The sequence below is a fragment of the Burkholderia sp. Bp9016 genome, assembly GCF_003857765.1.
GTDB lineage: Bacteria > Pseudomonadota > Gammaproteobacteria > Burkholderiales > Burkholderiaceae > Burkholderia.
The window spans coordinates 51607-75379 of sequence record NZ_QTPY01000009.1; the positions used below are offsets into that span (position 1 = coordinate 51607).

22 protein-coding genes are annotated in these 23773 nt (G+C 68.5%); 6 read left to right on the forward strand and 16 right to left on the reverse strand.

Annotated elements, in window-relative coordinates; translation table 11 throughout:
* The 6 genes from DIE13_RS12965 (at position 1) to DIE13_RS12990 (ending at position 5991) form a co-directional block, all read left to right on the forward strand.
* The gene (locus DIE13_RS12965; protein WP_124827584.1) at positions 1 to 1035 is read left to right on the forward strand and encodes a glycosyltransferase family 1 protein; all 1035 of its coding nucleotides are present in this window, start codon (positions 1 to 3) and stop codon (positions 1033 to 1035) included.
* Positions 1032 to 1568, forward strand: a complete 537-nt coding sequence (locus DIE13_RS12970) for a diacylglycerol kinase (RefSeq protein ID WP_124827585.1) — start codon at positions 1032 to 1034, stop codon at positions 1566 to 1568. The genes DIE13_RS12965 and DIE13_RS12970 overlap by 4 nt, the downstream gene beginning before the upstream one ends.
* A 181-nt stretch (positions 1569 to 1749) precedes the next feature.
* Complete coding sequence (locus DIE13_RS12975; protein ID WP_124827586.1) at positions 1750 to 2505, forward strand: TetR/AcrR family transcriptional regulator; 756 nt, start codon at positions 1750 to 1752, stop codon at positions 2503 to 2505.
* Positions 2502 to 3083 (forward strand): TIGR00730 family Rossman fold protein, encoded by a 582-nt coding sequence (locus DIE13_RS12980; protein ID WP_124827587.1) that lies wholly within the window; start codon positions 2502 to 2504, stop codon positions 3081 to 3083. The genes DIE13_RS12975 and DIE13_RS12980 overlap by 4 nt, the downstream gene beginning before the upstream one ends.
* A 16-nt stretch (positions 3084 to 3099) precedes the next feature.
* On the forward strand, positions 3100 to 3861 hold the full coding sequence (locus DIE13_RS12985) for an SDR family oxidoreductase (RefSeq protein ID WP_124827588.1): 762 nt from the start codon (positions 3100 to 3102) through the stop codon (positions 3859 to 3861).
* Positions 3862 to 4089: 228 nt separating this feature from the next.
* Positions 4090 to 5991 carry an ArnT family glycosyltransferase gene (locus DIE13_RS12990; protein WP_124827589.1) on the forward strand — a complete coding sequence of 634 codons (1902 nt, stop codon included), beginning with the start codon at positions 4090 to 4092 and terminating at the stop codon, positions 5989 to 5991.
* 101 nt (positions 5992 to 6092) lie between these two features.
* Here DIE13_RS12990 and DIE13_RS12995 read toward each other — a convergent pair whose 3' ends face one another.
* From DIE13_RS12995 to DIE13_RS13070, 16 genes are all read right to left on the reverse strand, one after another.
* Positions 6093 to 6710, reverse strand: a complete 618-nt coding sequence (locus DIE13_RS12995) for a DUF924 family protein (protein ID WP_124827590.1) — start codon at positions 6708 to 6710, stop codon at positions 6093 to 6095.
* Entirely contained in the window at positions 6707 to 7438 is a 732-nt protein-coding gene (locus DIE13_RS13000; protein WP_124827591.1) for an alanyl-tRNA editing protein, read from the reverse strand. Before DIE13_RS13000 ends, DIE13_RS12995 begins: the two co-directional genes overlap by 4 nt.
* 102 nt (positions 7439 to 7540) lie before the next feature.
* A complete protein-coding gene (locus tag DIE13_RS13005; protein WP_124827592.1) occupies positions 7541 to 7951 on the reverse strand; it encodes a group II truncated hemoglobin in 411 nt (136 codons plus the stop codon).
* Positions 7952 to 7993: 42 nt separating this feature from the next.
* Positions 7994 to 10498: an ABC transporter permease gene (locus tag DIE13_RS13010; protein WP_124827726.1), complete on the reverse strand. Its 2505-nt coding sequence runs from the start codon at positions 10496 to 10498 to the stop codon at positions 7994 to 7996.
* A 107-nt stretch (positions 10499 to 10605) separates the two neighbouring features.
* On the reverse strand, positions 10606 to 11223 hold the full coding sequence (locus tag DIE13_RS13015; protein ID WP_096507648.1) for a DUF4126 domain-containing protein: 618 nt from the start codon (positions 11221 to 11223) through the stop codon (positions 10606 to 10608).
* Positions 11224 to 11445: 222 nt separating this feature from the next.
* On the reverse strand, positions 11446 to 11766 hold the full coding sequence (gene sugE / locus DIE13_RS13020; protein ID WP_098551031.1) for a quaternary ammonium compound efflux SMR transporter SugE: 321 nt from the start codon (positions 11764 to 11766) through the stop codon (positions 11446 to 11448).
* A 201-nt stretch (positions 11767 to 11967) separates the two neighbouring features.
* Complete coding sequence (locus tag DIE13_RS13025; protein WP_124827593.1) at positions 11968 to 12252, reverse strand: DUF333 domain-containing protein; 285 nt, start codon at positions 12250 to 12252, stop codon at positions 11968 to 11970.
* A 140-nt stretch (positions 12253 to 12392) separates the two neighbouring features.
* Positions 12393 to 13091 (reverse strand): two-component system response regulator KdpE, encoded by a 699-nt coding sequence (kdpE, locus tag DIE13_RS13030; RefSeq protein ID WP_124827594.1) that lies wholly within the window; start codon positions 13089 to 13091, stop codon positions 12393 to 12395.
* Complete coding sequence (locus tag DIE13_RS13035; RefSeq protein WP_124827595.1) at positions 13084 to 15933, reverse strand: sensor histidine kinase KdpD; 2850 nt, start codon at positions 15931 to 15933, stop codon at positions 13084 to 13086. Before DIE13_RS13035 ends, kdpE begins: the two co-directional genes overlap by 8 nt.
* Before the next feature lie 142 nt (positions 15934 to 16075).
* Positions 16076 to 16657 carry a potassium-transporting ATPase subunit KdpC gene (gene kdpC, locus DIE13_RS13040; RefSeq protein WP_124827596.1) on the reverse strand — a complete coding sequence of 194 codons (582 nt, stop codon included), beginning with the start codon at positions 16655 to 16657 and terminating at the stop codon, positions 16076 to 16078.
* Between the two features lie 27 nt (positions 16658 to 16684).
* Complete coding sequence (gene kdpB, locus DIE13_RS13045) at positions 16685 to 18796, reverse strand: potassium-transporting ATPase subunit KdpB (RefSeq protein ID WP_124827597.1); 2112 nt, start codon at positions 18794 to 18796, stop codon at positions 16685 to 16687.
* Positions 18797 to 18852: 56 nt separating this feature from the next.
* Positions 18853 to 20658, reverse strand: a complete 1806-nt coding sequence (gene kdpA / locus DIE13_RS13050; protein WP_124827598.1) for a potassium-transporting ATPase subunit KdpA — start codon at positions 20656 to 20658, stop codon at positions 18853 to 18855.
* The gene (gene kdpF, locus DIE13_RS13055) at positions 20655 to 20747 is read right to left on the reverse strand and encodes a K(+)-transporting ATPase subunit F (RefSeq protein ID WP_006752209.1); all 93 of its coding nucleotides are present in this window, start codon (positions 20745 to 20747) and stop codon (positions 20655 to 20657) included. Before kdpF ends, kdpA begins: the two co-directional genes overlap by 4 nt.
* 335 nt (positions 20748 to 21082) lie before the next feature.
* Positions 21083 to 22057: a quinone oxidoreductase family protein gene (locus tag DIE13_RS13060; RefSeq protein ID WP_124827599.1), complete on the reverse strand. Its 975-nt coding sequence runs from the start codon at positions 22055 to 22057 to the stop codon at positions 21083 to 21085.
* Positions 22058 to 22483: 426 nt separating this feature from the next.
* A complete protein-coding gene (locus DIE13_RS13065; RefSeq protein WP_124827600.1) occupies positions 22484 to 22876 on the reverse strand; it encodes a methylglyoxal synthase in 393 nt (130 codons plus the stop codon).
* Between the two features lie 55 nt (positions 22877 to 22931).
* Complete coding sequence (locus DIE13_RS13070; RefSeq protein ID WP_124827601.1) at positions 22932 to 23711, reverse strand: SDR family oxidoreductase; 780 nt, start codon at positions 23709 to 23711, stop codon at positions 22932 to 22934.
* Between the last annotated feature and the right edge of the window lie 62 nt (positions 23712 to 23773).

The following is a 23773-nucleotide window of genomic DNA, read 5'->3' on the forward strand; positions in this document are numbered from 1 at the left end:
ATGAAGATCATGATCGTCACCGACGCGTGGGAACCGCAGGTCAACGGCGTCGTGCGCACGCTGAAGAGCACGACGCACGAACTCACAGCGCTCGGCCACCGGGTCGAAATGCTGACGCCGCTGGAATTTCGCACGCTGCCCTGCCCGACCTATCCCGAGATCCGCCTGTCGATCCTGCCGTATCGCAAGCTGCGTGCGCGGATCGACGCGTTCGCGCCGGACGCGCTGCACATCGCGACCGAAGGCCCGCTCGGCCTCGCCGCGCGACGCTATGCGCGCGCCCGCAAGCTGCCGTACACGACCGCGTATCACACGCGCTTCCCGGAATACGTGCAGGCGCGCTTCGGCATCCCGCTGTCGGCGACCTACCGCTTCCTGCACTGGTTCCACGGGCCATCGCTCGCGGTGATGGCACCGACCCCGGTCGTGAAGCAGGACCTCGAGAAATTCGGCTTCACGAACGTCGTGCTGTGGACGCGCGGCGTCGATCTCGACATCTTCCGGCCAATGGAGTCGAAGGTGCTCAATACCGCGCGGCCGATCTTCCTGTACGTCGGCCGCGTCGCGATCGAGAAGAACGTCGAGGCGTTCCTGCGGCTGGATCTGCCCGGCTCGAAATGGGTCGCGGGCGAAGGCCCCGCGCTCGCGGAACTGAAGTCGCGCTACCCGGAAGCAAACTATCTCGGCGTCCTGTCGCAAGCCGAGCTCGCCAAGGTGTATGCTGCGGCCGACGTGTTCGTGTTTCCGAGTCGCACCGACACGTTCGGCCTCGTGCTGCTGGAGGCCCTCGCATGCGGCACGCCGGTTGCCGCGTACCCCGTGACGGGCCCGATCGACGTGCTCGGCGGGGGCGATGCCGGCGCGATGCACGAGGACCTGCAGGAAGCCTGCCTCGAGGCGCTGAAGATCGAACGCGAAACCGCGCGTGCATGGGCGGAACGCTTCTCGTGGCGCGCGGCGTCCGAGCAGTTCGCGTCGCATCTGAAGCCGCTGCCGAAGACTGCGTACTCGCCCGCCGAAGGTGCCGCCGTTTGAAACGAGACCTGAACGACAAGACTCCGCCCCCTGCCACCGCGGCGCAACCGCATCGGCCGTTCGACGAAGAAGAGCCGCACGCCGACGCGGACGTGCATCCGCACGAGCCGCTCGGCCCCGACGATCGTCTGGCGCCGCTCGCACCGAACCCGTACAAGCGCCACCGCGGCATCACCCGCGCGTGGTACGCGCTCAAGCATTCGCTGAACGGCTTTCGCGTCGCGATCCGCGAGGAGAGCGCGTTTCGCCAGGAGCTGACGCTCGCCGCGGTGATGCTGCCGATCGGCGCGTTCTCGCCGGTTCCGGCCGCATCGCGCGCGCTGCTGATCGGCGCGGTGCTGCTCGTGCTGATCGTCGAGCTGCTGAACTCGAGCGTCGAGGCCGCGATCGACCGCATTTCGCTCGAGCGCCACGAGTTGTCGAAGCGCGCGAAGGACCTCGGCAGCGCGGCGGTCACGGTCGCGCTGTTCGCGTGCGTGACGACGTGGGGATTCGTGCTCGGCCCGGTGGTCGCGCACTGGCTCGGCTTCTAGCGGGCGCCCGCATGCGGCGGCGCACCATGCGCCGTCCGCCTTGCAATGACGAAATGCGCCCGATGTAAGGAAACCGCGGTTTATAATCGTCCGCTAGACTTAGAACAGCAACCCGCGCCGGACGAATCTCGCAGCATCGATTGCAGCGCCCGCCAGTCCGGCACACACAGGGCCGGACGACATGGAAGCGAAACCTCCCCGCCGCACGCGCGAACGGATTCTCGAGTTGTCGTTGAAACTCTTCAACGAGATCGGCGAGCCGAACGTCACGACCACGACGATCGCCGAGGAAATGGAAATCAGTCCAGGCAACCTGTACTACCATTTCCGCAACAAGGACGACATCATCAACAGCATCTTCGCGCAGTTCGAGCAGCAGATCGAACGGCGGCTGCGCTTTCCCGAAGATCACCGTCCGACGATCGACGAAACCTGGTCGTACCTGCAGTACATGGCCGATTTCATGTGGACCTACCGGTTCCTGTATCGAGACCTCAACGACCTGCTCGCACGCAACCGCACGCTCGAGACGCACTTCAAGCAGATCATCAGCCACAAGGTGCGCTTCGCGCACGACATGTGCGAGCTGCTCGTCTCCGACGCCGAAATGGTCGCGACGCCCGCCGAGATCGAAGTCATCGCCACCAACATGGCCGTGATCTCCACGTACTGGCTGTCGTATCAGTACGTGATGCATCCGCGCAAATACAACGATCAGGATGCGATCCGCGAAGAACTGCACCAGGTGAGCATGCACGTGATCTCCGTCATGGCGCCGTACCTGCGCGGCCGCTCCCGCCAGTTGTTCGACGATCTCGTCTCCGGCAAGCTGCCCAAGCGCGAATTCACCGACTACCTGCCGCCGCGCGATGGTTCCCCGCGCGCCGCGGGCAGCCCGGTCGCCGCCAGGCCCGCCGCGAAGGACACCAAACAATGAAGGCAGTCTGCGTTTATTGCGGCTCGTCGTCCGGCGTGCGGCCGGTCTATGCGGACGCCGCGCGCGCGTTCGGCCGAGCACTCGTCGAGGCGGACCTCGCGCTCGTCTACGGCGGCGGCCGCGTCGGCCTGATGGGCGTGATCGCCGATGAGGTGATGGCGGTCGGCGGCCGGGCCGTGGGCGTGATCCCCGAGTTGCTCGTCGACAAGGAAGTCGGCCATACGGGGCTGTCCGAGCTGCATGTCGTGCCCGACATGCACCACCGCAAGAAGATGATGGCCGACCTCTCGGATGCGTTCGTCGCGATGCCCGGCGGTGCCGGCACGCTCGAGGAACTGTTCGAAGTCTATACATGGGCGCAGCTCGGCTATCACCGCAAGCCGGTCGCGCTGTACAACATCGATGCCTTCTACGATCCGCTGATCGCGCTGCTGCGTCATACGGTCGACGAAGGCTTCATGCGCCCGGCCTATTTCGACGCGCTGTGCGTCGAGTCGGAACCCGTCGCGCTGATCGACCGGCTGCGCCGCTATCAGCCGCCCGCCCGCGACAAGTGGGCGCCCGACGCAGCCAAGTAACGCTCATCGGAAGCCCATGACCGCACCGTCCGATCGCAAGGCCGTCCTCATCACCGGCGCAAGCCGCGGCATCGGCCGCGCGACCGCCGTGCTCGCCGCCGCGCGCGGCTGGGACGTCGGCATCAACTACGCGCGCGACGCGGCCGCGGCCGAACTGACCGCGCAGGCCGTTCGCGACGCGGGTGCACGCGCCTGCATCGTGGCCGGCGACGTCGCGAACGAAGCGGACGTCATCGCGATGTTCGACACCGTTGCGTCGGCATTCGGGCGCCTCGATGCGCTCGTCAACAACGCGGGTATCGTCGCACCGTCGATGCCGCTCGCCGACATGCCGGTCGACCGGCTGCGGCGGATGTTCGACACCAACGTGCTCGGTGCGTATCTGTGTGCGCGCGAAGCCGCCCGCCGGCTGTCCACCGACCGCGGCGGCCGCGGCGGCGTGATCGTCAACGTGTCGTCGATCGCGTCCCGGCTCGGCTCGCCGAATGAATACGTCGACTACGCCGGCTCGAAAGGCGCGGTCGACTCGCTGACGATCGGCCTCGCGAAGGAACTCGGCCCCCACGGCGTGCGCGTCAACGCGGTGCGCCCCGGCCTGATCGAGACCGAGATCCATGCGAGCGGCGGCCAACCGGGCCGGGCGGCCCGCCTCGGCGCCCAGACGCCACTCGGCCGCGCGGGCGACGCGCAGGAAATCGCCGAAGCAGTCGTCTGGCTGCTCAGCGACGCGGCGTCCTACACGACGGGCGCCCTGCTCGACGTCGGCGGCGGCCGCTAACCGCCCCCCGCCGGGCGGTAAAAATCGCCCACTGAAACAATCCGTCGTCACGGCACCACAAATCTCCACAATATCGTGACAGTTTCAGTAAACATCAGTAACAATTCCGTGCTCTACTAGCGCCAAGTCAAACAGCCAGGTCATCCGGCTGTCATTTCGCCTCGACGCGACCCTTATCGGTCCCGGCCCATGTCGCCGGACCGGCTTGACCCGACCGAGATCTTTTCCATGCCAGGTTCCGCAGCGCCCGGCCGGCGACGCACGTCCGTGCCCGCTTCGGCTCATCATGCCCGATCGGCCGCCGATCCCGACTTCGGCGCGACGCTCGATGCCGCCGGTACGCCGGCCGTGGCCGGCCCCGCTGCTGCCGCAACGCATGCGGCGCGCGAGCGCGTCGCCCGGCTCGGCTGGCAGGCGTGGCTGCTGGTCGCCGCGCTGGTCTGCGCGTACACGCTGCCGGGCGTGCTCGGCCACGATCCGTGGAAGCAGGACGAGACCTATACGTTCGGCATCATCCAGCACATGCTCGAGACCGGCGACTTCGTCGTGCCGACCAATGCCGGCCTGCCGTTCATGGAAAAACCGCCGCTCTACGCGTGGGTCGCGACGAGTCTCGCGTGGCTGCTGCAGCGCGTAATGCCGCTGCACGACGCGGCACGGCTCGCGAGCGCGCTGTTCGCGGCGCTCGGGTTCGGTTTCATCGCGCGCGCGGCGCGCAGCGCAAACCGCGCGGACAACTGGCTCGACCTGCGCGTGATCGGCCCCGTCGTGCTGAGCGCGGGCACGCTCGTCGTGATCAAGCACGTGCACGACATGATGACGGACGTCGCGCTGTTCGCCGGCACCGCAATGGGTTTCTGCGGCATGCTCGAACTCGTGATGCAGCACGTCGCGCGCGCGCAGCAAATGCGGCACGGGCTGCCGGTGCGGCCGTCGGGCCGCTGGGCCGCGCCGATCTTCGGCGCAGGCGTCGGCATCGCGCTGATGGCGAAAGGATTGTTCGTGCCGCTCGTGTTCGCGGCCACCCTCACGGGCGTGCTCGTGCTCTACCCGGCCTGCCGCACCCGCGCGTTCGCACGCTCGCTCGGCGTCGCCGCGCTCGTGTGCGCGCCGTTCGCGCTCATCTGGCCGACCGCGCTGTTCCTGCGCTCCGAGACGCTGTTCATGACGTGGTTCTGGGACAACAACGTGGGTCGTTTCTTCGGCTTCTCCGTGCCGCAACTCGGCGCGGAAAACGACAAGCCGTTCTTCATCCTGCGTGCGTTCCTGCTGGTCGGCTTCCCGGTCGCACCGCTCGCGATCGTCGCGCTGGCGCGCGGCGCCTGGCGCGACTGGCGCACGCCGCGCATCGCCCTGCCCGTGCTGTTCACGGGCATCGGCCTCGCGGTGCTGCAAGTGTCCGCGACCTCGCGCCAGCTCTACATCCTGCCGTTCTTCGCGCCGCTCGCGCTGGTCGCCGCACAGGCGATCGAGCGGCTGCCGCGCGGTCTGCATCTCGCGTGGGATTACCTGAGCCGCCTGCTGTTCGGCATCGTCGTCGCACTCGCGTGGGTGATCTGGGCGGTGATGGCCGATCCGGGCGCATCGCACGCAAACCTCGCACTGCTCGGCCGCTGGCTGCCGCTCGACTGGACGATGCCGATCGTGCCCGGGTTCGTGATCGGCGCGCTCGTGCTGACGGTCGGCTGGCTGTGGCTGCTGCCGAAGCTGCGCACGACGGGCCGGTGGCGCGGCGCGCTGTCGTGGGGCGCGGGCGCGCTGGTCGCGTGGGGGCTGGTGTACACGCTGCTGCTGCCGTGGCTCGACGTCGCGAAGAGCTACCGGTCGGTATTCGAAGACCTGAACGCGCATCTCGCGCTCGAATGGAACGACGGCGACTGCATGGCAAGCCTGCACGGGCTCGGCGAGTCGGAAGCGCCGATGCTGTACTACTTCTCGGGCATCCAGCACACGCCGATCAACGACGCGAAGGCGACGCGCTGCACGTGGATGATCGTCCAGGGCGTGCGGGCAGTCGATCCCGCACCCGGCAGCGAATGGAAACTGTTCTGGACCGGCGCGCGGCCGGGCGACGACGAGGAACTGCTGCGCGTGTACTTGCGCACGCCTGAAGAACCCGCGACACCGTAACGCGAGACGGCGCCCCACGGGCGCCGTCGTCATTTTCGGCAGAAGCCCCGCATTCGCCGAGCGAACGCGGTTTCATGCCTGCCCCGCCGCTGCCCCGCTCGTCAGAACGACGAACCGGGCTCGCGCAGAAATGCCGTTTCCTCATCGGTCGACGCACGGCCGAGAATCGCGTTGCGGTGCGGAAATCGCCCGAAGCGCTCGACCACGGCCGCGTGCCGCAACGCGAAGTCGTGATAGCTCTCGCACCCCGCTTCGTCACGAATGCCCGCACACAGACGCACGGCCTCGCGCTGGCTCTCGTGCGACTCGTCATGTTCGAACGGCAGATACGCGAACGCGCGGTGATGGCCGCTCGGCAATTGCGCATCCCATCCTGCCGCGACGACGCGGCGCGCGAGCGCCAGCGCCTTCGGGTCGGCAGCGAACGCACGTGGCGTACCGCGATGAACGTTGCGGGAAAACTGGTCGAGAACCACGATCAGCGCGAGTGCGCCCGATGGCGAGCCGGCCCAGCGGTCGCAGGCACCGTTGCATGCGGCGTCGAGCAGTGCGCCGTAGCGCACGCGCAGCACGTCGTCGAACGCCGCGCCGCCGTTGAACCATATCTTGCGTGCGTGCCCGAACTCGGCCGAATCCGGTACACCGAACCAGAAATCGAGAATCTCGCGCGCGTGCGGATCGAGCGCCGCGGCGCCATCCGTCAGGGTGTCGCTCGTCATGCAAACTCCAGTACGAGGCGTCGTGTCCGCGCGCTCTTCTTTTCAAGTTTGGCGACCCGCAGGTCGCCGATCTCCGACGTATTGCGCACGTGCGTGCCGCCGCACGGCTGCAAGTCGACGCCGGCGATGCGCAGCAGCCGCACGCGGCCCAGCCCCATCGGCGGCTTCACGCTCATCGTGCGCACCAGTTCGGGCCGCTCGGCCATCTCCGCGTCGGTGATCCATTCGGTCGTGACCGGATGCGCGCCGTGGACCAGCGCCGCGAGGCGGCGTTCGACGTCCTGCCGGTCGATCGCTTCGGACGTCGCGAAATCGAGCCGCACGTAGTCGGCCGTCACGCTGCAGCCGTCGACCGGATACGGCAGCACCGCACACATCAGGTGTGCGGCCGTATGCAGCCGCATGTGCCGGTAACGGCGCAGCCAGTCGATGTCCGCGACCACGCGCGCGCCGGGCGCAAACGCCGCCAGATGCGCCTCCTGTCCTGCTGCGGGCACGTGTACGGCGTCGTCGGGCGTCGCGCCGTCGAACTTCGCCTTGCGCGTGTCGGCGATCGCGATCGTGCTGCCGTCGGACAGCGTCAGCGTGCCGCTGTCGCCGGCCTGCCCGCCGCCGAGCGGATAGAACACGGTGCGGTCGAGCCGGATGCCGTCATCACCGACGGCCGCGACGACGGCGTCGCATTGCGTAAGGTAGGCGTCTTCGCGAAACAGTGCCTGGGTCGTCATCGGGCGAGCCTCGTATCGATGGGGAAACGGTCAGTGTCGCGCCGCACCGGACGGACGCCAAGACCAAATCGTCCGGCGCCCGGACAGCAGCGTACCGGTCGATCAACCGGGCCGGTTGCGCATCCAGTCGGCCGTGTCGTAAAACGAATGCATGAGGCGCTCGCGCAGCGGCTCGGGCAACCCGACGTCCTCCATCGCCCACGCCATGCAGCGCAGCCACTGGTCGCGCTCGACCGACGCGATCGGGAACGGCAGGTGCCGTGCGCGCAACCGCGGATGGCCGAACCGGCTGATGTAGTGGTCGGGGCCGCCGAGCCAGCCGCACAGGAACCAGAACAGCTTGTCGCGCGAGCCATCGAGCGACGCCGGATGCAGCGCGCGAATCTCCGCGAACTCGGGCTCGAGGTCCATCAGGTCGTAGAAACGGTCCACCATTTCGCGCACACGGGCTTCGCCACCCACGAGCTCGAACGCCGTCGGCTGCGACGGCGCATCATCATTCACATCGGTCATACGGATAATCGGAAACGGGATATTCGGGGCCGCCGGCGACGCTCAGGCGTCGCGCAGCGACTGCAGCGCGGGGCGCCGCAACACATTATGCAGGCTCAGCCAGCCGGCCGCAGCGGCGCACGCGACGCCGGCAGCAATGCCGGCCGGCACGAGCCACGGATCGACCGCGAGCCGGAAATCGAACACGCGCGACGCAAGCACCCAGCCGACCGCGATGGCGCCCGCCGATGCCAGCACACCTGCCAGCGCGCCGACGACGATGAATTCCGCGCGCTGCACCGCATTGACCTGCGCGCGCGACGCACCGAGCGCACGCAGCAGCGCGGCCTCGCGCACGCGCTCGTCGCGCGAGCCGGCAAGCGCCGTGTACAGCACGAGCACGCCGGCTGCGAGCGTGAACGCGAACAGGAACTGCACTGCGCCCACCACCTGCAGCATCATCCGCTGCAGTTGCGCGAGGATCGGCGCGACGTCGATCGCGGTCAGGTTCGGGTAGCGCGCAATCAGCGGGTCGAGCAGCGCCGCCCGATCGGCCGTCAGATGGAAGCTCGTCAGGTAGACGGCCGGGAAATCCTTCAACACCGGCGGCGGCATCAGCACGAAGAAGTTGACGCGGAACGTGCCCCAGTCGAGCTTGCGCACGCTGGTGATCGGCGCATCGACCGTCAGCCCGGTCACGTCGAAGCGCAGCACGTCGCCCGGCTTTACCTTCAGTGTCTTCGCGAGCCCGGCCTCGATCGAGATCTGCGGCGTGGCCGACGTGCCGAACCAGTCGCCGGCGACGATCCGGTTGTCGGACGGCAACTCGGTCGTGTACGACAGGTTGAATTCGCGATCGACGAGCCGGCGCGCTTCGTCGGACGGATACGCGTCCGGGTTCACGGGCTTGCCATTGATCGCGACGAGCCGGCCGCGCACCATCGGCGCGGGCACCGCATCGCGCACGCCGTGTGCGAGCAGCCACGCCGCGACGTCGTCGCGCTGGTCGGGCTGAATGTCGATCAGGAACTGATTCGGCGCGTCGGGCGGCGTCGACTCCCGCCATCCGGCGACGAGGTCGTTGCGCGTGATCGCGATCAGCAGCAGGCACATCAGGCCCAGCGCGAGCGCCGTGATCTGCAGCGCGCTGGCCGTGCCGCGCCGGTGCAGCGACGCGAGCGCATAACGCCAGCCAATGCCCGCGGCCACGCGCGCGTTGCGCACCGCACGCGCCGCCGCGTACAGCACGAGCCGGGCGATCAGCGCGAAACCGACCAGCGCGCCGGCGAAGCCGCCCGCGACGATCAGCCCGAGCTTCAGGTTGCCCGCGGCGACGATCAGCAGCCCGGCGAACAGCACGACGCCGATCGCATAAGCGGCCCACGCGGTGCGCGACGCGTCGCCCCAGTCGCGCCGCAGCACGCGCACCGGCGGCACGCGCGTAAGCGGCGCGAGCGGCGGCAGCGCGAAGCCGAGCAGCAGCACGAGCGCGGCGCCGATGCCGACGAGCGCCGGCCACAGCGTCGGCGGCGGCAGCACGACGTCGATCAGGCCGCCGAGCGCCGTCAGCAGCGCCCAGTGACCGCCATAACCGAGCAGCGCGCCGGCGACACCCGAGACGACACCGATGCCGACGAATTCGAGCGCGAAAAGCGCGCCGAGCGTACGGCGGCTCACGCCGAGGCAGCGCATCGTCGCGCAGCCGTCGAGATGGCGCCGCATGTAGCGCTGCGCGGCCATCGCGATAGCGACCGCCGCGAGCAGCGCGGTCAAAAGCGCAACGAGCGTCAGGAAATGGCGCGCGCGATCGAGCGTCTGCCGCACCTGCGGCTGCCCTTCCTGCAGCGATTCGAGTCCGACGCCGCGCAGCTTGCCGCCGTCGACGCGACCGTGCGCATACGCCTCGAAGCGTGCGACGGCCTGCGAATCGCCGGCAACCAGCAGCCGGTACGTGACGCGGCTGCCATAGCCGACGAGCCCGGTCGCGGCGAGTTCGTCCGCGCGCATCATCAGCCGCGGCGAGAAATTGACGAACGAGAAGCCGCGATCGAGCTCGCGGGAAATCGACGCGGCGACCGTGAACGTGCGCAGCCCGACGCGCACGGTGTCGCCTGCTCGCAGATGCAGCGCATCGAGCAGCGCGGGATCGGCCCACACGGTGCCGGGGGCCGGAATCGCGGTCGCCTTGTGCGCGGCGGCGGCACCGGCCGGCACGATCTCGACCGCACCGCGCAGCGGATACCCGGGCGATACGGCCTTCACGGCCGCGAGGCGCGTGGGCGCGGCACCGCTCGCCTGCCCGCCCGCGGCCGCTGCGATCATGCTCGGGAAAATCGCGGTTGTCGCGGTACGCAGGCCGAGTGCGCGCGCGTCGCGGTCGAACGACGGATCGACGGGATGATCGGCGCGCACGACGAAATCGGCACCGAGCATCTGGCGCGCATCGCGCTCGAGCCCCTGACGCAGCCGGTCGGCGAGAAAACCGACGCTCGTCAGCGCCGCGACCGCGAGCACCAGCGCCAGCACGAGCAGCGTCAACTCGCCGGCGCGCCAGTCGCGCGCGGTCATCCGCGCGGCCTGGCGGATCAGGTCGTGCCAGCCGAAGCGGCCGGCGTGGCCGCGCGGCCCGGGTGCGGACGAATCAGCGTGCTGCCGCTCGACGGACGACTGCGCCTTCAATCGCGCTTGCCCCCGATCGAGTTGAGCCGCGACACCATATGGTTCGCCATCCCGCGGAATCCGCCCGACACGCCACGCCACAGACGCGGCAGCGCCCACGCCGACGCGACGATGAACGCGGCGAGCAGCACGAGGAAAGCCAGCGGGACGAAAAACGCGAGCGCAAGGCCGCCGAACACGAGACCGTCCTCGGTCGACGATGCGATCCAGTTCGAGATCGGTTCGGGAGACAGGTTGATCAGTGCGCGCGTGCCGGCCTTCGTGATGTGCGCGGCACCGGCGAGCGAACCGCCGGCCAGCCCGGCGACCGCGAGCACGGTCGGGTCGGCATGGCCGAGTGCACCGGCGGCCAGCACCGCGCCGGCCGGAATGCGGATGAACGTATGCACGGCGTCCCACAGCGAATCGAACGCGGGAATCTTGTCGGCAAGGAATTCGGTAACGGCGAGCACGGCTGCGGCGCCGATGACCCACGGCGACGTGAGGACGGCGAGCGTATCGGGCAGATGAAGCCAGCCGGCCCGCGCGAGCACGCCGGCGATCAGCACCGTCAGGTACAGGCGCAGCCCGCTCGCCCACGCGAGCCCCGCGCCGAGCGAAATGGCTTCGATCATGGCCCTCTCCTTGCACTTTGCGTGCGCTTTTGCCGATTGATCGGATCGGGTCGCATGACCGGCCGCGCGGCGCGTGGCGACCGGCGCCGCCCGCCGGGGACGGCGAAACGGCATTCAGGTCCGAATGCGTTCCATTATAGACAGGCTATCAGGATGGCCGGCGCAATTCCGCAGTGCGTCACGGCCGGGCGACCGGGCGCAAGCGCACCCGGCATGCCGGCCTCAGGCGGCCGACGACAGTTTCAGGCCGATCAGCCCGAGCACGATCAGAGATGCGCTCGCGACACGGGCGACGGTCAGCGCCTCGCCCATCATCACGATGCCGAACACGAACGCGCCGACCGCGCCGATGCCCGTCCACACCGCATACGCCGTGCCGAGCGGCAACTGGCGCATCGCGACCGCGAGCAGCCCGAAGCTGGCCAGCGCCGTCACGATCGTAAACACCGACGGTCCGAGCCGCGTGAAACCCTCGGACGATTTCATGCCGGCCGCCCAGGCCACTTCCAGCAAACCGGCGATAAACAACAATACCCACGCCATCTCGACGTACTCCGTATCGGATGGGGCCGTCCCCGTTGAAGCGAATGACCCGGGGTCGTCCCCGGGCGGCGCCGAGTATAACAAGATGCTTACGGACGCGCCGGATGTTGCCCGCCACGCTCGAACGGGGAATCCGGCCGCGGCATGGCCCGGCGGGCACCGGTCCGCCTGCCGCGAGCGGCGGTTCGGCAGTTCAACCGCTCAGTTCGACACGCGCTTGGCTGCGCCGCCGCCGACGCAGCGGTCGTCGCGATACAGCGCCCATTCGTCGCATACGCGGCCGTCCTTGAACACGCACATCCCGACCTGCCCGCGGGGCAGGTTGCGGATCACGTGGCGGCCGCCGAGTTTCTCGCAGTTGACCGACGCCGGACTGGCGAGCGCGGACTGCGGCGACGAAGGCTGCTGACCGGGAGGAAGCGGCTGCGCGAACGCGCCGGGCGCAGCGAGCGCCAGCGCACAGATGACGACCAGACGGACGGACATTGCACGCTCCTCGATTTCGTTCTCGGAACGGTCAGCATAGCGGGGAATCCGCAACCAGTGTGCGCGGCCGGCTCGCGCGCCGGCAATGTCGCGCCGATGCAACTTTCACATTGAGCGCGCTTGCTTTCCGGCCGCGAACGTCACGCGGCGCCGACGAGCCGATAGCCGACGCCCGTCTCGGTCACGATGTGCTCGGGCTGCGCGGGATCGCGTTCGAGCTTCTGGCGCAGATGCGCCATGTAGATGCGCAGATAGTGATGGCTTTCGACGTGCGACGGTCCCCATACGTCGCGCAGCAACTGGCGGTGCGTGAGCACGCGCCCCGCGTGCCGCACGAGCGTCGCGAGCAGCCGGTATTCGAGCGGCGTCAGGTGCACGATCTCGCCGTCGCGCCAGACCTGGCGCAGCGCGAGATCGACGGTCACGCTGCCGAAGTTCACCTTCGGCGACTCGCTCGCACCGCCCTGGTTGCGCCGGCGCAGTTGCGCGCGCATCCGTGCACGCAACTCGGACACGCCGAACGGTTTGGTCAGGTAGTCGTCGGCGCCGGCGTCGAGCGCGGCAACCTTCTCCTCTTCCTGCGTTCGCGCGGACAGCACGATCACCGGCACCTCGGACCAGCCGCGCAACTCGCGGATCACGTCGAGGCCGTCGGTGTCGGGCAGGCCGAGGTCGACGATCACCAGATCGGGCTTGCGCGTCGCCGCGTCGATCAGCCCCTGCTTGCCCGTCTCCGCCTCGAATACGGCGATGTCCTCCTCTTCGAGCGCGGCGCGCACGAAGCGGCGGATCTGTTTTTCGTCCTCGATCAGGACGACGGTCAGGCTCGGTTCACTCATGGTCTGGCAATGGCTCGGATGGGGACGATGCGCCGGGCGCGTCGATATCGTCATCGGGTACGGCAGGCACGGCCGGCGGCGTATCGACCGGCAGCGTGAACCAGAAGCGCGCCCCCGTCACGCGGCCGTCGGGCCCGGTACGGTTGAGCGCGCCGATTCTACCGCCGTGGGCCTCGACGATCGCGCGGCAGATCGCGAGGCCGAGCCCGATGCCCGGCGTCGCCGATTCCTTCTCGCCGCGCGTGAACTTGTCGAAGATCCGCGTCTCCATCCCGGCCGGCAGGCCCGGGCCGTGATCGTCGACGTGCACGCGCACGAACGGTTGCCCGTCGTCGGTCACGCACTCCGCGCCGATGTCGAGCGGCGCGCCGGACGGCGTGTACTTCGCCGCGTTCTCGAACAGGTTCGTGAACAGCCGCTCCATCAGCACCGCGTCCATCCGCAACAGCGGCAGGTCGGCCGGCAACGATACACGTGCGGGATGGTGCGCAAGCACGCGCTTGCATGCGGCCAGCGCCGCGCCGACGGTTTCCTCGAGCAGCGACCACTGGCGCTTGAGCTGCAGGCTGCCGGCCTGCAGCCGCGCCATGTCTAGCAGGTTCGTGACGATGCCGGTCATTCGCAGCGCTTCGTCGTGGATCGCATCGACGAGCTCGCCTTCGCGCTGCGCGCTGCGCTCGGCCGTCGCGTCGTCGGTCTGCGTGCGCGGCGCGGCCGCGCGTGCGTTCGCGAGCATCGACGAGAAGCCGACGATCGTCGTGAGCGGCGTGCGCAGGTCGTGCGAGATCGCCGACAGCAGCGAGTTGCGCAGCCGCTCGGACTCCATGCTGACGAGCGCATCGCGCGCGATCTCGACGTAGTGCACGCGCTCCAGCGCGAGCGCGATCTGCGCGGCGAACGCGTCGAGCATCCGCTGCTGCTCGGGCACCTCGAGTTCGCGCGGCTCGCGCGACGCCACCGCGAGCACGCCGCGCGTGCGCATCGGCGCCTTCAGCGGCAGGTACAGCGCGGCGGCCGCGGGCAGCGTGTCGGTGCCGCGGCCGGCCGGCTTCTGCTGGTCGTACACCCACTGGCCGACGTCGCAGTCGAGTTCCGTGCCCGTCAGCGTGACGGCCGCGTCGGGATCCTCGAGCTTCTGCCGTACCTGGTCCGCGCTGTCGGGCAGCAGGAACGCGACGCGCGCGCGAAACACCTCGCCGACGTGGCGGCTGCCGATCTCGACGATCTGCTCGATCGTCAGCGCGGCGCCCAGTTCGCGCGCCATCGCATAGATCGCGCCGGTGCGGCGTTCGCGGCGCTGCGCGATGCTCGCCTGGCGCGTGAGCGTCGACGTCAGGTGGCTGATCACGAGCGACGTCAGCAGCATTCCGAAGAAGGTCAGCAGGTATTGCGTATCGCTGACCGAGAACGACATGCGCGGCGGCACGAAGAAGAAGTCGAACGCGGCGACCGACAGGAACGATTGCAGCACGCCCGGGCCGCGCCCGAGCCGCACGGCCGAGAACACGACGCCGAGCAGGTACAGCATCACGAGGTTCGTGAGGTCGAGCCGCTCCGCCACGACACTCGCTATGACCGTGATCGCCGCGCAGATCGCGGCCGCGTACGCGTAGTGCCGGGGCGGCGAACGGTGCGTGCCGAACTGCGCGAACGCATTGCGCCAGTCGCGCACGCGCGGGTCGATCGGCGCTGAGCGCGCGTCGTCGCCCGCCGACGCGCGGATCAGCATCAGGTCGACGTCGCCCGCGCGTTCGGCCAGCTTCTCGCCGAACGGCCGCGCGAAACGGCGCGCGAGCCCGACCTTCGGCGAGCCGCCCGCGACGACCTTCGACACGTTGCGCACCTTCGCATAGCCGATCAGCGCGGCGACCGCATCGTCGCCGGCAAGCGTGGCCGTCTCCGCACCGAGCTCGGCCGCGAGCTTCAGCGCGTCGAGCGTGCGTTGCCGCTGCGCGTCGGGCAGCCGCTGCAGCCGCGGCGTCTCGACATACACGGCGATCCAGTCAGCCTTCACGCTCGCGGCGAGCCGTGCGGCCGCGCGCACGAGCGTCGGCGCCTCGGGCCCTGGCCCGACGCACACCAGCAGCCGCTCGCGCGCCTGCCAGATGCGCTGGATCGAGCGATCCGCGCGGTACTCGCGCATCTGCGCGTCGACACGATCGGCCGTGCGCCGCAACGCCAGTTCGCGCAGTGCGATTAGGTTGCCCTTGCGGAAAAAGTTGCGCACCGCGCGTTCGGCCTGCTGCGCGAGATAGACCTTGCCGTCGCGCATCCGCTCGAGCAGTTCCTCGGCCGGCAGGTCGACCAGCGTAACCTCGTCGGCCGCGTCGAACACGCGGTCGGGCACGGTCTCCCACACGCGAATGCCGGTGATCGCGCCGACCACGTCGTTCAGGCTTTCGAGATGCTGGACGTTGACGGTCGTATACACGTCGATGCCCGCGTCGAGCAGTTCGTAAACGTCCTGCCAGCGCTTCAGGTGCCGCGCGCCCTGCACGTTCGAATGCGCGAGTTCGTCGACGAGGATCAATTGCGGCGCACGCGCGAGCGCGCCATCGAGATCGAACTCGGCGAGCGTGCGGCCGCGATAGTCGATGCGCGCGAGCGGCAGCACGTCCAGCCCGTCGAGCAGCGCGGCGGTTTCGCTGCGGCCGTGGGTTTCGACGATACCGACGACGACGTCGACGCCGTCCTGCAGGCGCTGGCGCGCGGCCTGCAGCATCGCGTAGGTCTTGCCGACGCCTGCGGACGCACCGAAGAAGATCTTGAGCTGGCCGCGCCGCTGCTTTTCTTCGTCTCGCTGCAGCTTGTCGAGGAGTTGGTCTGGATCGGGGCGGTTCATGCGTCGGGAGGGCGGAGCGCCGGGTTACGCGCGAGTACTGGCATTGTTGTTCCAAATCGCCGCAAAGGCAAAGACGGCGCATGCGCCGTCGGTCACGAATCGGACCCGGCGCGCAGCAAGCCGCGCCGGGCTGCCCCTGCATTCAGTGCGCGGCCGGCGCCGCGTCGAGTGCGAGATTCAGCTTCAGCACGTTCACGCGCGGCTCGCCGAGCATGCCGAACTGGCGGCCCGTCGTGTTCGCGGCGACGAGCTGCGCGACCGCGTCCGGCGTCAGGTTGCGCGCCTTCGCGACGCGCTCGACCTGATACGCGGCGGCGGCCGGCGTGATCTCCGGATCGAGACCGCTGGCGGACGCCGTCACGAGATCGACCGGCACCGGCTTCGACAGGTCGGTGCCCGCGTCGCGCAGCGCGGCGATGCGCCCCTTCACCTGGTCGGCGAGCGACGGGTTCAGCGGGCCGAGGTTCGAGCCGCCCGAGCCGGCCGCGTTGTACGGCATCGGCGACGTGGCCGACAGCCGGCCCCAGAAATACTTCGGCGCATCGAACGACTGGCCGATCAGCGCGGAGCCGACCACCTTGCCGTCCTTCTCGATCAGGCTGCCGTTGGCCTGCGACGGAAACACGGCCTGGCCGAACACGGTCATCACGGCGGGGTAAGCGAGCCCCGTCACGGCGGTCAGCACGACAAAGATCACGACGAGCGGGCGAATCAACGTTTTCATGATGGGTCTTCCTTCAAATGCGGCGCATCAGGCCCAGCCGAGCGCCGCGAGCGTCATGTCGATCAGCTTGATGAACGGGAACGGCAACAGCACGCCACCCAGGCCGTACACCAGCAGGTTGCGGCGCAACAGCGAAGCGGCGCCGAGCGGCCGGTACGTGACGCCCTTCAGCGCGAGCGGGATCAGTGCGACGATGATCAGCGCGTTGAAGATCACCGCCGACAGGATCGCCGACGCCGGCGACGTGAGGTGCATGATGTCGAGCACGCGCAACTGCGGGTATGTCGTCACGAACGCGGCCGGGATGATCGCGAAGTACTTCGCGATGTCGTTCGCGATCGAGAAGGTCGTCAGCGAGCCGCGCGTCATCAGCATCTGCTTGCCGATCTCGACGATCTCGATCAGCTTGGTCGGATTCGAGTCGAGGTCGACCATGTTGCCGGCTTCCTTCGCCGCCTGCGTGCCGGTATTCATCGCGACCGCCACGTCGGCCTGCGCGAGCGCCGGCGCGTCGTTGGTGCCGTCGCCCGTCATCGCGACGAGCCGGCCGGCCGCCTGGTGCTCGCGGATCGTCGCGAGCTTGGTTTCCGGCGTCGCTTCCGCGAGGAAATCGTCGACGCCCGCTTCCGCCGCGATCGCCGCGGCCGTCAGCCGGTTGTCGCCCGTCACCATCACGGTCTTGATGCCCATCTTGCGCAGCTCCGCGAAGCGCTCTTTGATGCCGCCCTTCACGATGTCCTTCAGCTCGATCACGCCGAGCACGCGTGCCGCGCCGTCATGCAGGTCGGCCACGACGAGCGGCGTGCTGCCGCGCCGCGCGACCTCGTCGACCGCGCGACGCACCTCTTCCGGGAAGCGGCTGCCGTGCGTCTCGACATAGCGGCGGATCGCATCGGCCGCGCCCTTGCGGATCTCGCGCTCCGGCGCCCCGGAGGAAGTCCCCTTGGGGGACAGATCGACGCCGCTCATCCGCGTCTGCGCGGAAAAGCCGAGGAACGTCGCGTGCAGTTGCGCCATGTCGCGCTGGCGAATATTGAAACGTTCCTTGGCCAGCACCACGATGCTGCGGCCTTCCGGTGTTTCGTCGGCGAGCGACGACAGTTGCGCGGCATCGGCCAGCGCTTCCTCGGTCACGCCCGGCGCGGGCACGAACGCCGACGCCTGGCGGTTGCCGAGCGTGATCGTGCCGGTCTTGTCGAGCAGCAGCACGTCGACGTCGCCCGCCGCTTCCACCGCGCGGCCCGACGTCGCGATCACGTTCGCCTGCATCATCCGGCTCATCCCCGCCACGCCGATCGCCGACAGCAGACCGCCGATCGTCGTCGGGATCAGGCATACGAGCAGCGCGACGAGCGCCGTGATCGTCACCACGTGGCCGGCCTTCATCGCCTCGACCGAGAACATCGAGAACGGCAGCAGCGTGGCGGTCGCGAGCAGCATCACGATCGTCAGCGCGACCAGCAGGATCGTCAGCGCGATTTCGTTCGGCGTCTTCTTGCGCTTCGCGCCTTCGACCATCGCGATCATCCGGTCGAGGAACGCCTCGCCGGGGTTGGCGGTGACTTTCACGACGATCCAGTCGGACAGCACGCGCGTGCCGCCCGTCACCGACGAGAAGTCGCCGCCCGATTCGCGGATCACCGGCGCGGATTCGCCCGTGATTGCCGACTCGTCGACCGATGCGACACCGTCGACGACTTCGCCGTCGGCCGGGATCACGTCGCCGGCCTCGACCAGCACGACATCCCCCTTGCGCAGGTCGGACGCGGTCATGATGCGGATCGGCGACTTCGGATGCGGCTCGTTGAGCTTCTTCGCCATCACGTCCTTCTTCGCGCTGCGCAGCGATGCGGCCTGCGCCTTCGAGCGTCCTTCCGCGAGCGCTTCGGCGAAGTTCGCGAACAGCACCGTGAACCACAGCCACAGCGCGATGGCGAGGATGAAACCCGCGGGCGCCTCGGCCTGGCCAACGAGTGCCGCAATCCACAGGATCGTGGTGAGGATGCTGCCCACGTACACGCAGAACATCACGGGGTTGCGGAACTGCGTGCGCGGCGTGAGTTTCTTGAACGAATCCACGATCGCCGGACGCAGCAGCGCCGGATCGAACATGGACCGTGTTGCGGAATGTTGAGTCATTGCGATCTCTTCAATCTCTTCAGTCTTTTTCAAGGTGTCGCCATGCGGGCGCGCGTTCACGCGCCCAGCCACATCATCAGATGCTCGACGCCGGGGCCGAGCGCCAGCGCCGGCACGTAGGTCAGCGCGCCCACCAGCATCACGGTGCCGAGCAGCAGCACGACGAACAGCGGACCGTGCGTCGGCAGCGTGCCGCTCGTCGCGGCGATGCGCTTTTTCGCGGCGAGCGAGCCGGCGATCGCCAGCACCGGCACGATCGTGCCGAAACGACCGAACCACATCGCGATCGCGGTCATCGAGTTGTAGAACGGCGTGCCGACCGTCAGGCCCGCGAACGCGCTGCCGTTGTTGTTCGCGGCCGAGCTGAACGCGTACAGGATTTCCGAGAAGCCGTGCGGGCCCGGGTTCGCGATGCCGGCACGGCCCGCATCGGCGAGCACCGCGATCGACGTGCCGACCAGCACGAGCAACGGCGTGAGCAGGACGACGATGGACACCATCTTCATCTCGTACGACTCGATCTTCTTGCCGACGTATTCGGGCGTGCGGCCGATCATCAGGCCCGCGACGAACACCGCGAGCAGTGCGAACACGAGCATCCCGTAAAGGCCGGAGCCGACGCCGCCGAAGATCACCTCGCCAAGCTGCATCAGCAGCATCGGCACGAGGCCGCCGAGCGGGGTCAGCGAATCGTGCATCGTGTCGACCGCGCCGCACGACGCGGCCGTGGTCGCGACCGTGAAGATGCCGGTCTGCGCGATCCCGAAGCGCGTTTCCTTGCCTTCCATGTTGCCGCCCGGCTGCAGCGCGCTCGCCGACTGGTCGACGTGCAGCGCGGCGAACGTCGGGTTGCCGGCCTGCTCGGCGCTCACCTCGACGCCGATCGCGACCGCGAACGCGACCGTCATCGCCGCGAGCACCGCGACGCCCTGCCGGCGGTCGCCGATCATTCGGCCGAACACCAGGCACAGCGAGGCCGGGATGATCAGGATCGCGAAGATCTGGATGAAGTTCGAGAACGGCGTCGGGTTCTCGTACGGATGCGCGGAGTTCGCGTTGAAAAAGCCGCCGCCGTTGGTGCCGAGCATCTTGATCGCTTCCTGGGATGCCACCGGCCCCATCGCGAGCGTCTGCTTCGTGAGCGGAGTCGGCACCGTCACCGGGTTGCCCTTGTCGTCCTTTACCGGGTTGCCCTGCGCGTCGAGCTTCGGCGCCGCGTAGGTGCTCGACTGCAGCACCGGCACGTCCTGGTACGCCTTCATGTTCTGGATCACGCCCTGGCTCATCAGCAGCGCGGCGATCACCACCGCCATCGGCACGAGCACGTACATTGTCACGCGTGTGAGGTCGACCCAGAAGTTGCCGATCGTCTGCGCGGTGTGGCGCGCGAAGCCACGAATCAGCGCGATCACGACGACGACGCCGGTGGCCGCCGACAGGAAGTTCTGCACGGTCAGGCCGAGCATCTGCGTCAGATAGCTGACCGTCTGTTCGGGCGTGTAGTCCTGCCAGTTCGTGTTGGTGACGAAGCTCACCGCCGTGTTGAACGCGCCGTCGGCCGTCATCGCACCGAATTGCTGCGGATTCCCCGGCAGCAAGCCCTGCAGGCGCAGCAGGCCGTACAGGAACAGCGCGCCGAGCGCGTTGAATGCGATCGTCGCGATCGCGTACTGCTTCCAGTTCATTTCGGTGCCGGCATCGACGCCGGCGATGCGGTACAGCGCGCGCTCGAGCGGCCCGAACACGCGCACCACGCGCGAGCTGCCGTCCATCACGTTCGTCAGGTAGCGCGCGCACGGCACGGCGGCCGCAAGCAGCACGACGATGAACAGCAGCGTCTGCAACAGATTGTTCGCGTTCATTCGATGTCCTCCGCGCGCAACAGCGCAAAGACGAGATACGCGAACAGCAGGGCCGTCGAGGCGCCCGCCAGCCAAAGCATCCAGGTCATGCGCGTCCCCCGCGGCCGTATTGCGCAAGCTTCTCGCAACCGGCAAGCAAACCGAGGATCAGCGCGGTGAAGAGCACCAGTGCGCCGATGAAAACCCCATCCATTTTTGTGTTCTCCGTCGTCGAAATCAGACAACTAGAACCTTATGGGAACGCGTGTAAAGGGCGGGTCAAAGCTGTCGGGGCGGGTGTAAAAAACGCGTAAACGCGTGCGGCGGAAAACGACGCGCCGAACGTGCGGCGGGACTTCGGGCGGGTCGGGAGACAAGACGGGCGGCACGCCGGCGCCGCCCGCAACGGGACGTGCCGGCGTGGCGCCGGCACGAATGGGATGCGTCAGGGAACGAGGATCGTCGAGCCGGTGGTCTTGCGCGCTTCGAGATCGGTATGCGCGCGGCCGACTTCCGCGAGCGGATAGCGCTGGTTGATGCTCGTCTTCACCTTGCCCGACAGGATCACGTCGAACAGCTCGGCGGCCGCGGCTTCGAGATCGGCGCGCTTCGCGATGTACGAGAACAGCGTCGGACGCGTGAAGAACAGCGAGCCGCGCGACGAGAATTCCTTCGAGTCGATCGGCGGCAGCGGACCCGACGCGTTGCCGAAGCTGACGAAGTAGCCGAGCGGCGCGAGGCTGTCGAGCGAACCGATGTAGGTGTCCTTGCCGATCGAATCATAGACGACCGGCACGCCCGCACCGTTCGTGATTTCCTTCACGCGCTGCGTGAAGTTCTCGCGCGTGTAGACGATCGGGTGGTCGCAGCCGTGCGTCTTCGCGAGTTCGGCCTTTTCGTCGGAGCCGACGGTACCGATCACGGTCGCGCCGAGCGCCTTCGCCCACTGGCACACGAGCAGCCCGACACCGCCGGCCGCCGCGTGGATCAGGATCGTGTCGCCGACCTTCACCGGGTACGTGCGGCGCAGGAGGTAATGCGCGGTGAGGCCTTGCAGCATCACCGACGCCGCGTCGTCGTAGCCGATGCCGTCCGGCAGCTTCACGACGCGCTCGGCCGGCATCACGCGCTCCTGCGCGTATGCGCCGGGCGGCTGGCCGACATAGGCGACGCGGTCGCCGGTCTTGAACGCGGTCACGCCGTCGCCGACGGCCGTCACCTCGCCCGCCGCCTCCATCCCGAGGCCGCCCGGCAGCGGCTGCGGATACAGGCCCGTGCGGAAATACACGTCGATGTAGTTGAGCCCGACCGCGTGTTGCCGGATGCGGACTTCGCCCGCCTTCGGCGCGCCGACCTCGACATCGACCCACTTCATCACGTCCGGGCCGCCCGGCTGGTCGTATCGGATTGCTTTCGGCATCGTTTGCTCCTCTTCTGTCTGGAATCTGGAAATCCGGTTCGGCGAATGCATCGACATTACCGCTGCGGCGATGCGTGTGGACGCGGGCCGCAGCGGACGATTCTCGCGCGTCGTGCGCGGTCGTGCAGTGCGTCGATGCAATCCCTTTACATCGGTAGGGTTTTCGCTGAAAACGGATTGCATGAACCCAGCGTGCGAGGGACGGCGTGGTATGAGACCGATCGCTGCCGTTCGTTCCCCAGCCGGCTGGCGTCAATGATGTTCGGCACACTTTGTCCCGTTTTACGTCATGCCGCGCTCTCCGCGATGGCCGAACCAGCCGATCCGTCATTTCTCGCCGCGCACCCGGCGCAATCCGCCGATCGGATACGGAATCCTTTCCGACAGAATACGGCCGTTAAAGCGAAGCGCTCCAGAACACCGCGCCTAGCAGACGTCCTGCATGTTCCGCGCCAGATCGTCGAGCAGCATCCGCGCGGTCGCCACGTTGGTTGCCACCGGCACGTCGTGCACGTCGCATGCGCGCACCAGTGCGGTGATGTCCGGATCGTGCGGCTGCGCCGTCATCGGGTCGCGCAGGAACACGACGATGTCGACGCGGCCGTCGGCCAGTTCCGCACCGATCTGCAAGTCGCCGCCGAGCGGCCCCGACAGCTTACGCTCGACCTCGAGCCCGTGCGCGGCGGCGATGCGCCCGCCGGTCGTGCCCGTCGCGACCAGCCGGCATTGCGCGAGCGTCGAGCGATACTGGCCTGCGAGTGCGACGATCTCGTCCTTCTTCGCGTCGTGCGCAATCAATGCGATGCGGGGTTTGCTCATCTCCGGTTCCTTCGTGTTTCGATTGATGTCGTGGGGTAAATGGCGGGCGCGCGCGTCAGAACGTGCCCGGATACGCGCCGCCGTCGAGCAGCCAGTTCTGCCCGGTGATGTAGCCGGCATGCACGCTGCAGAGGAACGCGCACGCCGCGCCGAATTCGGCGCGCGTGCCGAGGCGCCCGACCGGGATCTCCTTCGCGCGCCGCGCGCGCATTTCATCCACCGTCACGCCCTGTGCTTTCGCCGACGACGCGAGCGTCGTCGCGATCCGGTCGGTGTCGAACAGCCCCGGCAGCAGGTTGTTGATCGTCACGCCCTGCCCGGCCACCTTGCGCGACAGCCCGGCGACGAAGCCGGTCAGCCCCGAGCGCGCGCCGTTCGACAGCGCGAGCACGTCGATCGGCGCCTTCACGGCCGAACTCGTGATGTTGACGATCCGCCCGAAGCCGCGCGCGGTCATCCCGTCGACGGTCGCGCGGATCAGCTCGATCGGCGTGAGCATGTTCGCCTCGAGCGCGCGGATCCAGTCGTCGTGCGAGAAATCGCGGAAGTCGCCGGGCGGCGGGCCGCCGGCATTCGTCACGAGAATGTCGGGCTGCGGGCACGCGGCGAGCGCGGCCGCCCGCCCTTCCGGCGTCGTGATGTCGCATGCGACCGCGGCAACCGACACGTTCGACTCGGCGCGGATCTCCTCGGCGGTTTCCTCGAGCGTATCGCGCGTGCGCGCGACGATCACGATATTCACGCCCTCGGCGGCCAGCGCCTCCGCACAGCCGCGCCCGAGTCCCTTACTCGCCGCGCACACGAGCGCGGTCTTTCCTTCGATGCCGAGATCCATCGTCGATTCCTTTATGGCGACGCGCGCCGGCGCGGCCCGACCGTGCCGCCGGACGGGCGGCA

What these genes read in the sequence shown, in the direction of transcription:
- DIE13_RS13060 (WP_124827599.1), bottom strand. Translation starts at nt 22,057, where the DNA reads ATGCCGAAAGCAATCCGATACGACCAGCCGGGCGGCCCGGACGTGATG.
- DIE13_RS13025 (WP_124827593.1), bottom strand. Translation starts at nt 12,252, where the DNA reads ATGTCCGTCCGTCTGGTCGTCATCTGTGCGCTGGCGCTCGCTGCGCCC.
- DIE13_RS13000 (WP_124827591.1), bottom strand. Translation starts at nt 7,438, where the DNA reads ATGACGACCCAGGCACTGTTTCGCGAAGACGCCTACCTTACGCAATGC.
- DIE13_RS13015 (WP_096507648.1), bottom strand. Translation starts at nt 11,223, where the DNA reads ATGATCGAAGCCATTTCGCTCGGCGCGGGGCTCGCGTGGGCGAGCGGG.
- kdpC (WP_124827596.1), bottom strand. Translation starts at nt 16,657, where the DNA reads ATGAAAACGTTGATTCGCCCGCTCGTCGTGATCTTTGTCGTGCTGACC.
- DIE13_RS13065 (WP_124827600.1), bottom strand. Translation starts at nt 22,876, where the DNA reads ATGAGCAAACCCCGCATCGCATTGATTGCGCACGACGCGAAGAAGGAC.
- DIE13_RS12980 (WP_124827587.1), top strand. Translation starts at nt 2,502, where the DNA reads ATGAAGGCAGTCTGCGTTTATTGCGGCTCGTCGTCCGGCGTGCGGCCG.
- kdpA (WP_124827598.1), bottom strand. Translation starts at nt 20,658, where the DNA reads ATGAACGCGAACAATCTGTTGCAGACGCTGCTGTTCATCGTCGTGCTG.
- DIE13_RS13035 (WP_124827595.1), bottom strand. Translation starts at nt 15,933, where the DNA reads ATGAACCGCCCCGATCCAGACCAACTCCTCGACAAGCTGCAGCGAGAC.
- DIE13_RS12990 (WP_124827589.1), top strand. Translation starts at nt 4,090, where the DNA reads ATGCCAGGTTCCGCAGCGCCCGGCCGGCGACGCACGTCCGTGCCCGCT.
- kdpB (WP_124827597.1), bottom strand. Translation starts at nt 18,796, where the DNA reads ATGACTCAACATTCCGCAACACGGTCCATGTTCGATCCGGCGCTGCTG.
- DIE13_RS12975 (WP_124827586.1), top strand. Translation starts at nt 1,750, where the DNA reads ATGGAAGCGAAACCTCCCCGCCGCACGCGCGAACGGATTCTCGAGTTG.
- DIE13_RS12995 (WP_124827590.1), bottom strand. Translation starts at nt 6,710, where the DNA reads ATGACGAGCGACACCCTGACGGATGGCGCCGCGGCGCTCGATCCGCAC.
- kdpE (WP_124827594.1), bottom strand. Translation starts at nt 13,091, where the DNA reads ATGAGTGAACCGAGCCTGACCGTCGTCCTGATCGAGGACGAAAAACAG.
- DIE13_RS13005 (WP_124827592.1), bottom strand. Translation starts at nt 7,951, where the DNA reads ATGACCGATGTGAATGATGATGCGCCGTCGCAGCCGACGGCGTTCGAG.
- kdpF (WP_006752209.1), bottom strand. Translation starts at nt 20,747, where the DNA reads ATGACCTGGATGCTTTGGCTGGCGGGCGCCTCGACGGCCCTGCTGTTC.
- DIE13_RS12965 (WP_124827584.1), top strand. Translation starts at nt 1, where the DNA reads ATGAAGATCATGATCGTCACCGACGCGTGGGAACCGCAGGTCAACGGC.
- DIE13_RS13010 (WP_124827726.1), bottom strand. Translation starts at nt 10,498, where the DNA reads ATGACCGCGCGCGACTGGCGCGCCGGCGAGTTGACGCTGCTCGTGCTG.
- DIE13_RS13070 (WP_124827601.1), bottom strand. Translation starts at nt 23,711, where the DNA reads ATGGATCTCGGCATCGAAGGAAAGACCGCGCTCGTGTGCGCGGCGAGT.
- sugE (WP_098551031.1), bottom strand. Translation starts at nt 11,766, where the DNA reads ATGGCGTGGGTATTGTTGTTTATCGCCGGTTTGCTGGAAGTGGCCTGG.
- DIE13_RS12985 (WP_124827588.1), top strand. Translation starts at nt 3,100, where the DNA reads ATGACCGCACCGTCCGATCGCAAGGCCGTCCTCATCACCGGCGCAAGC.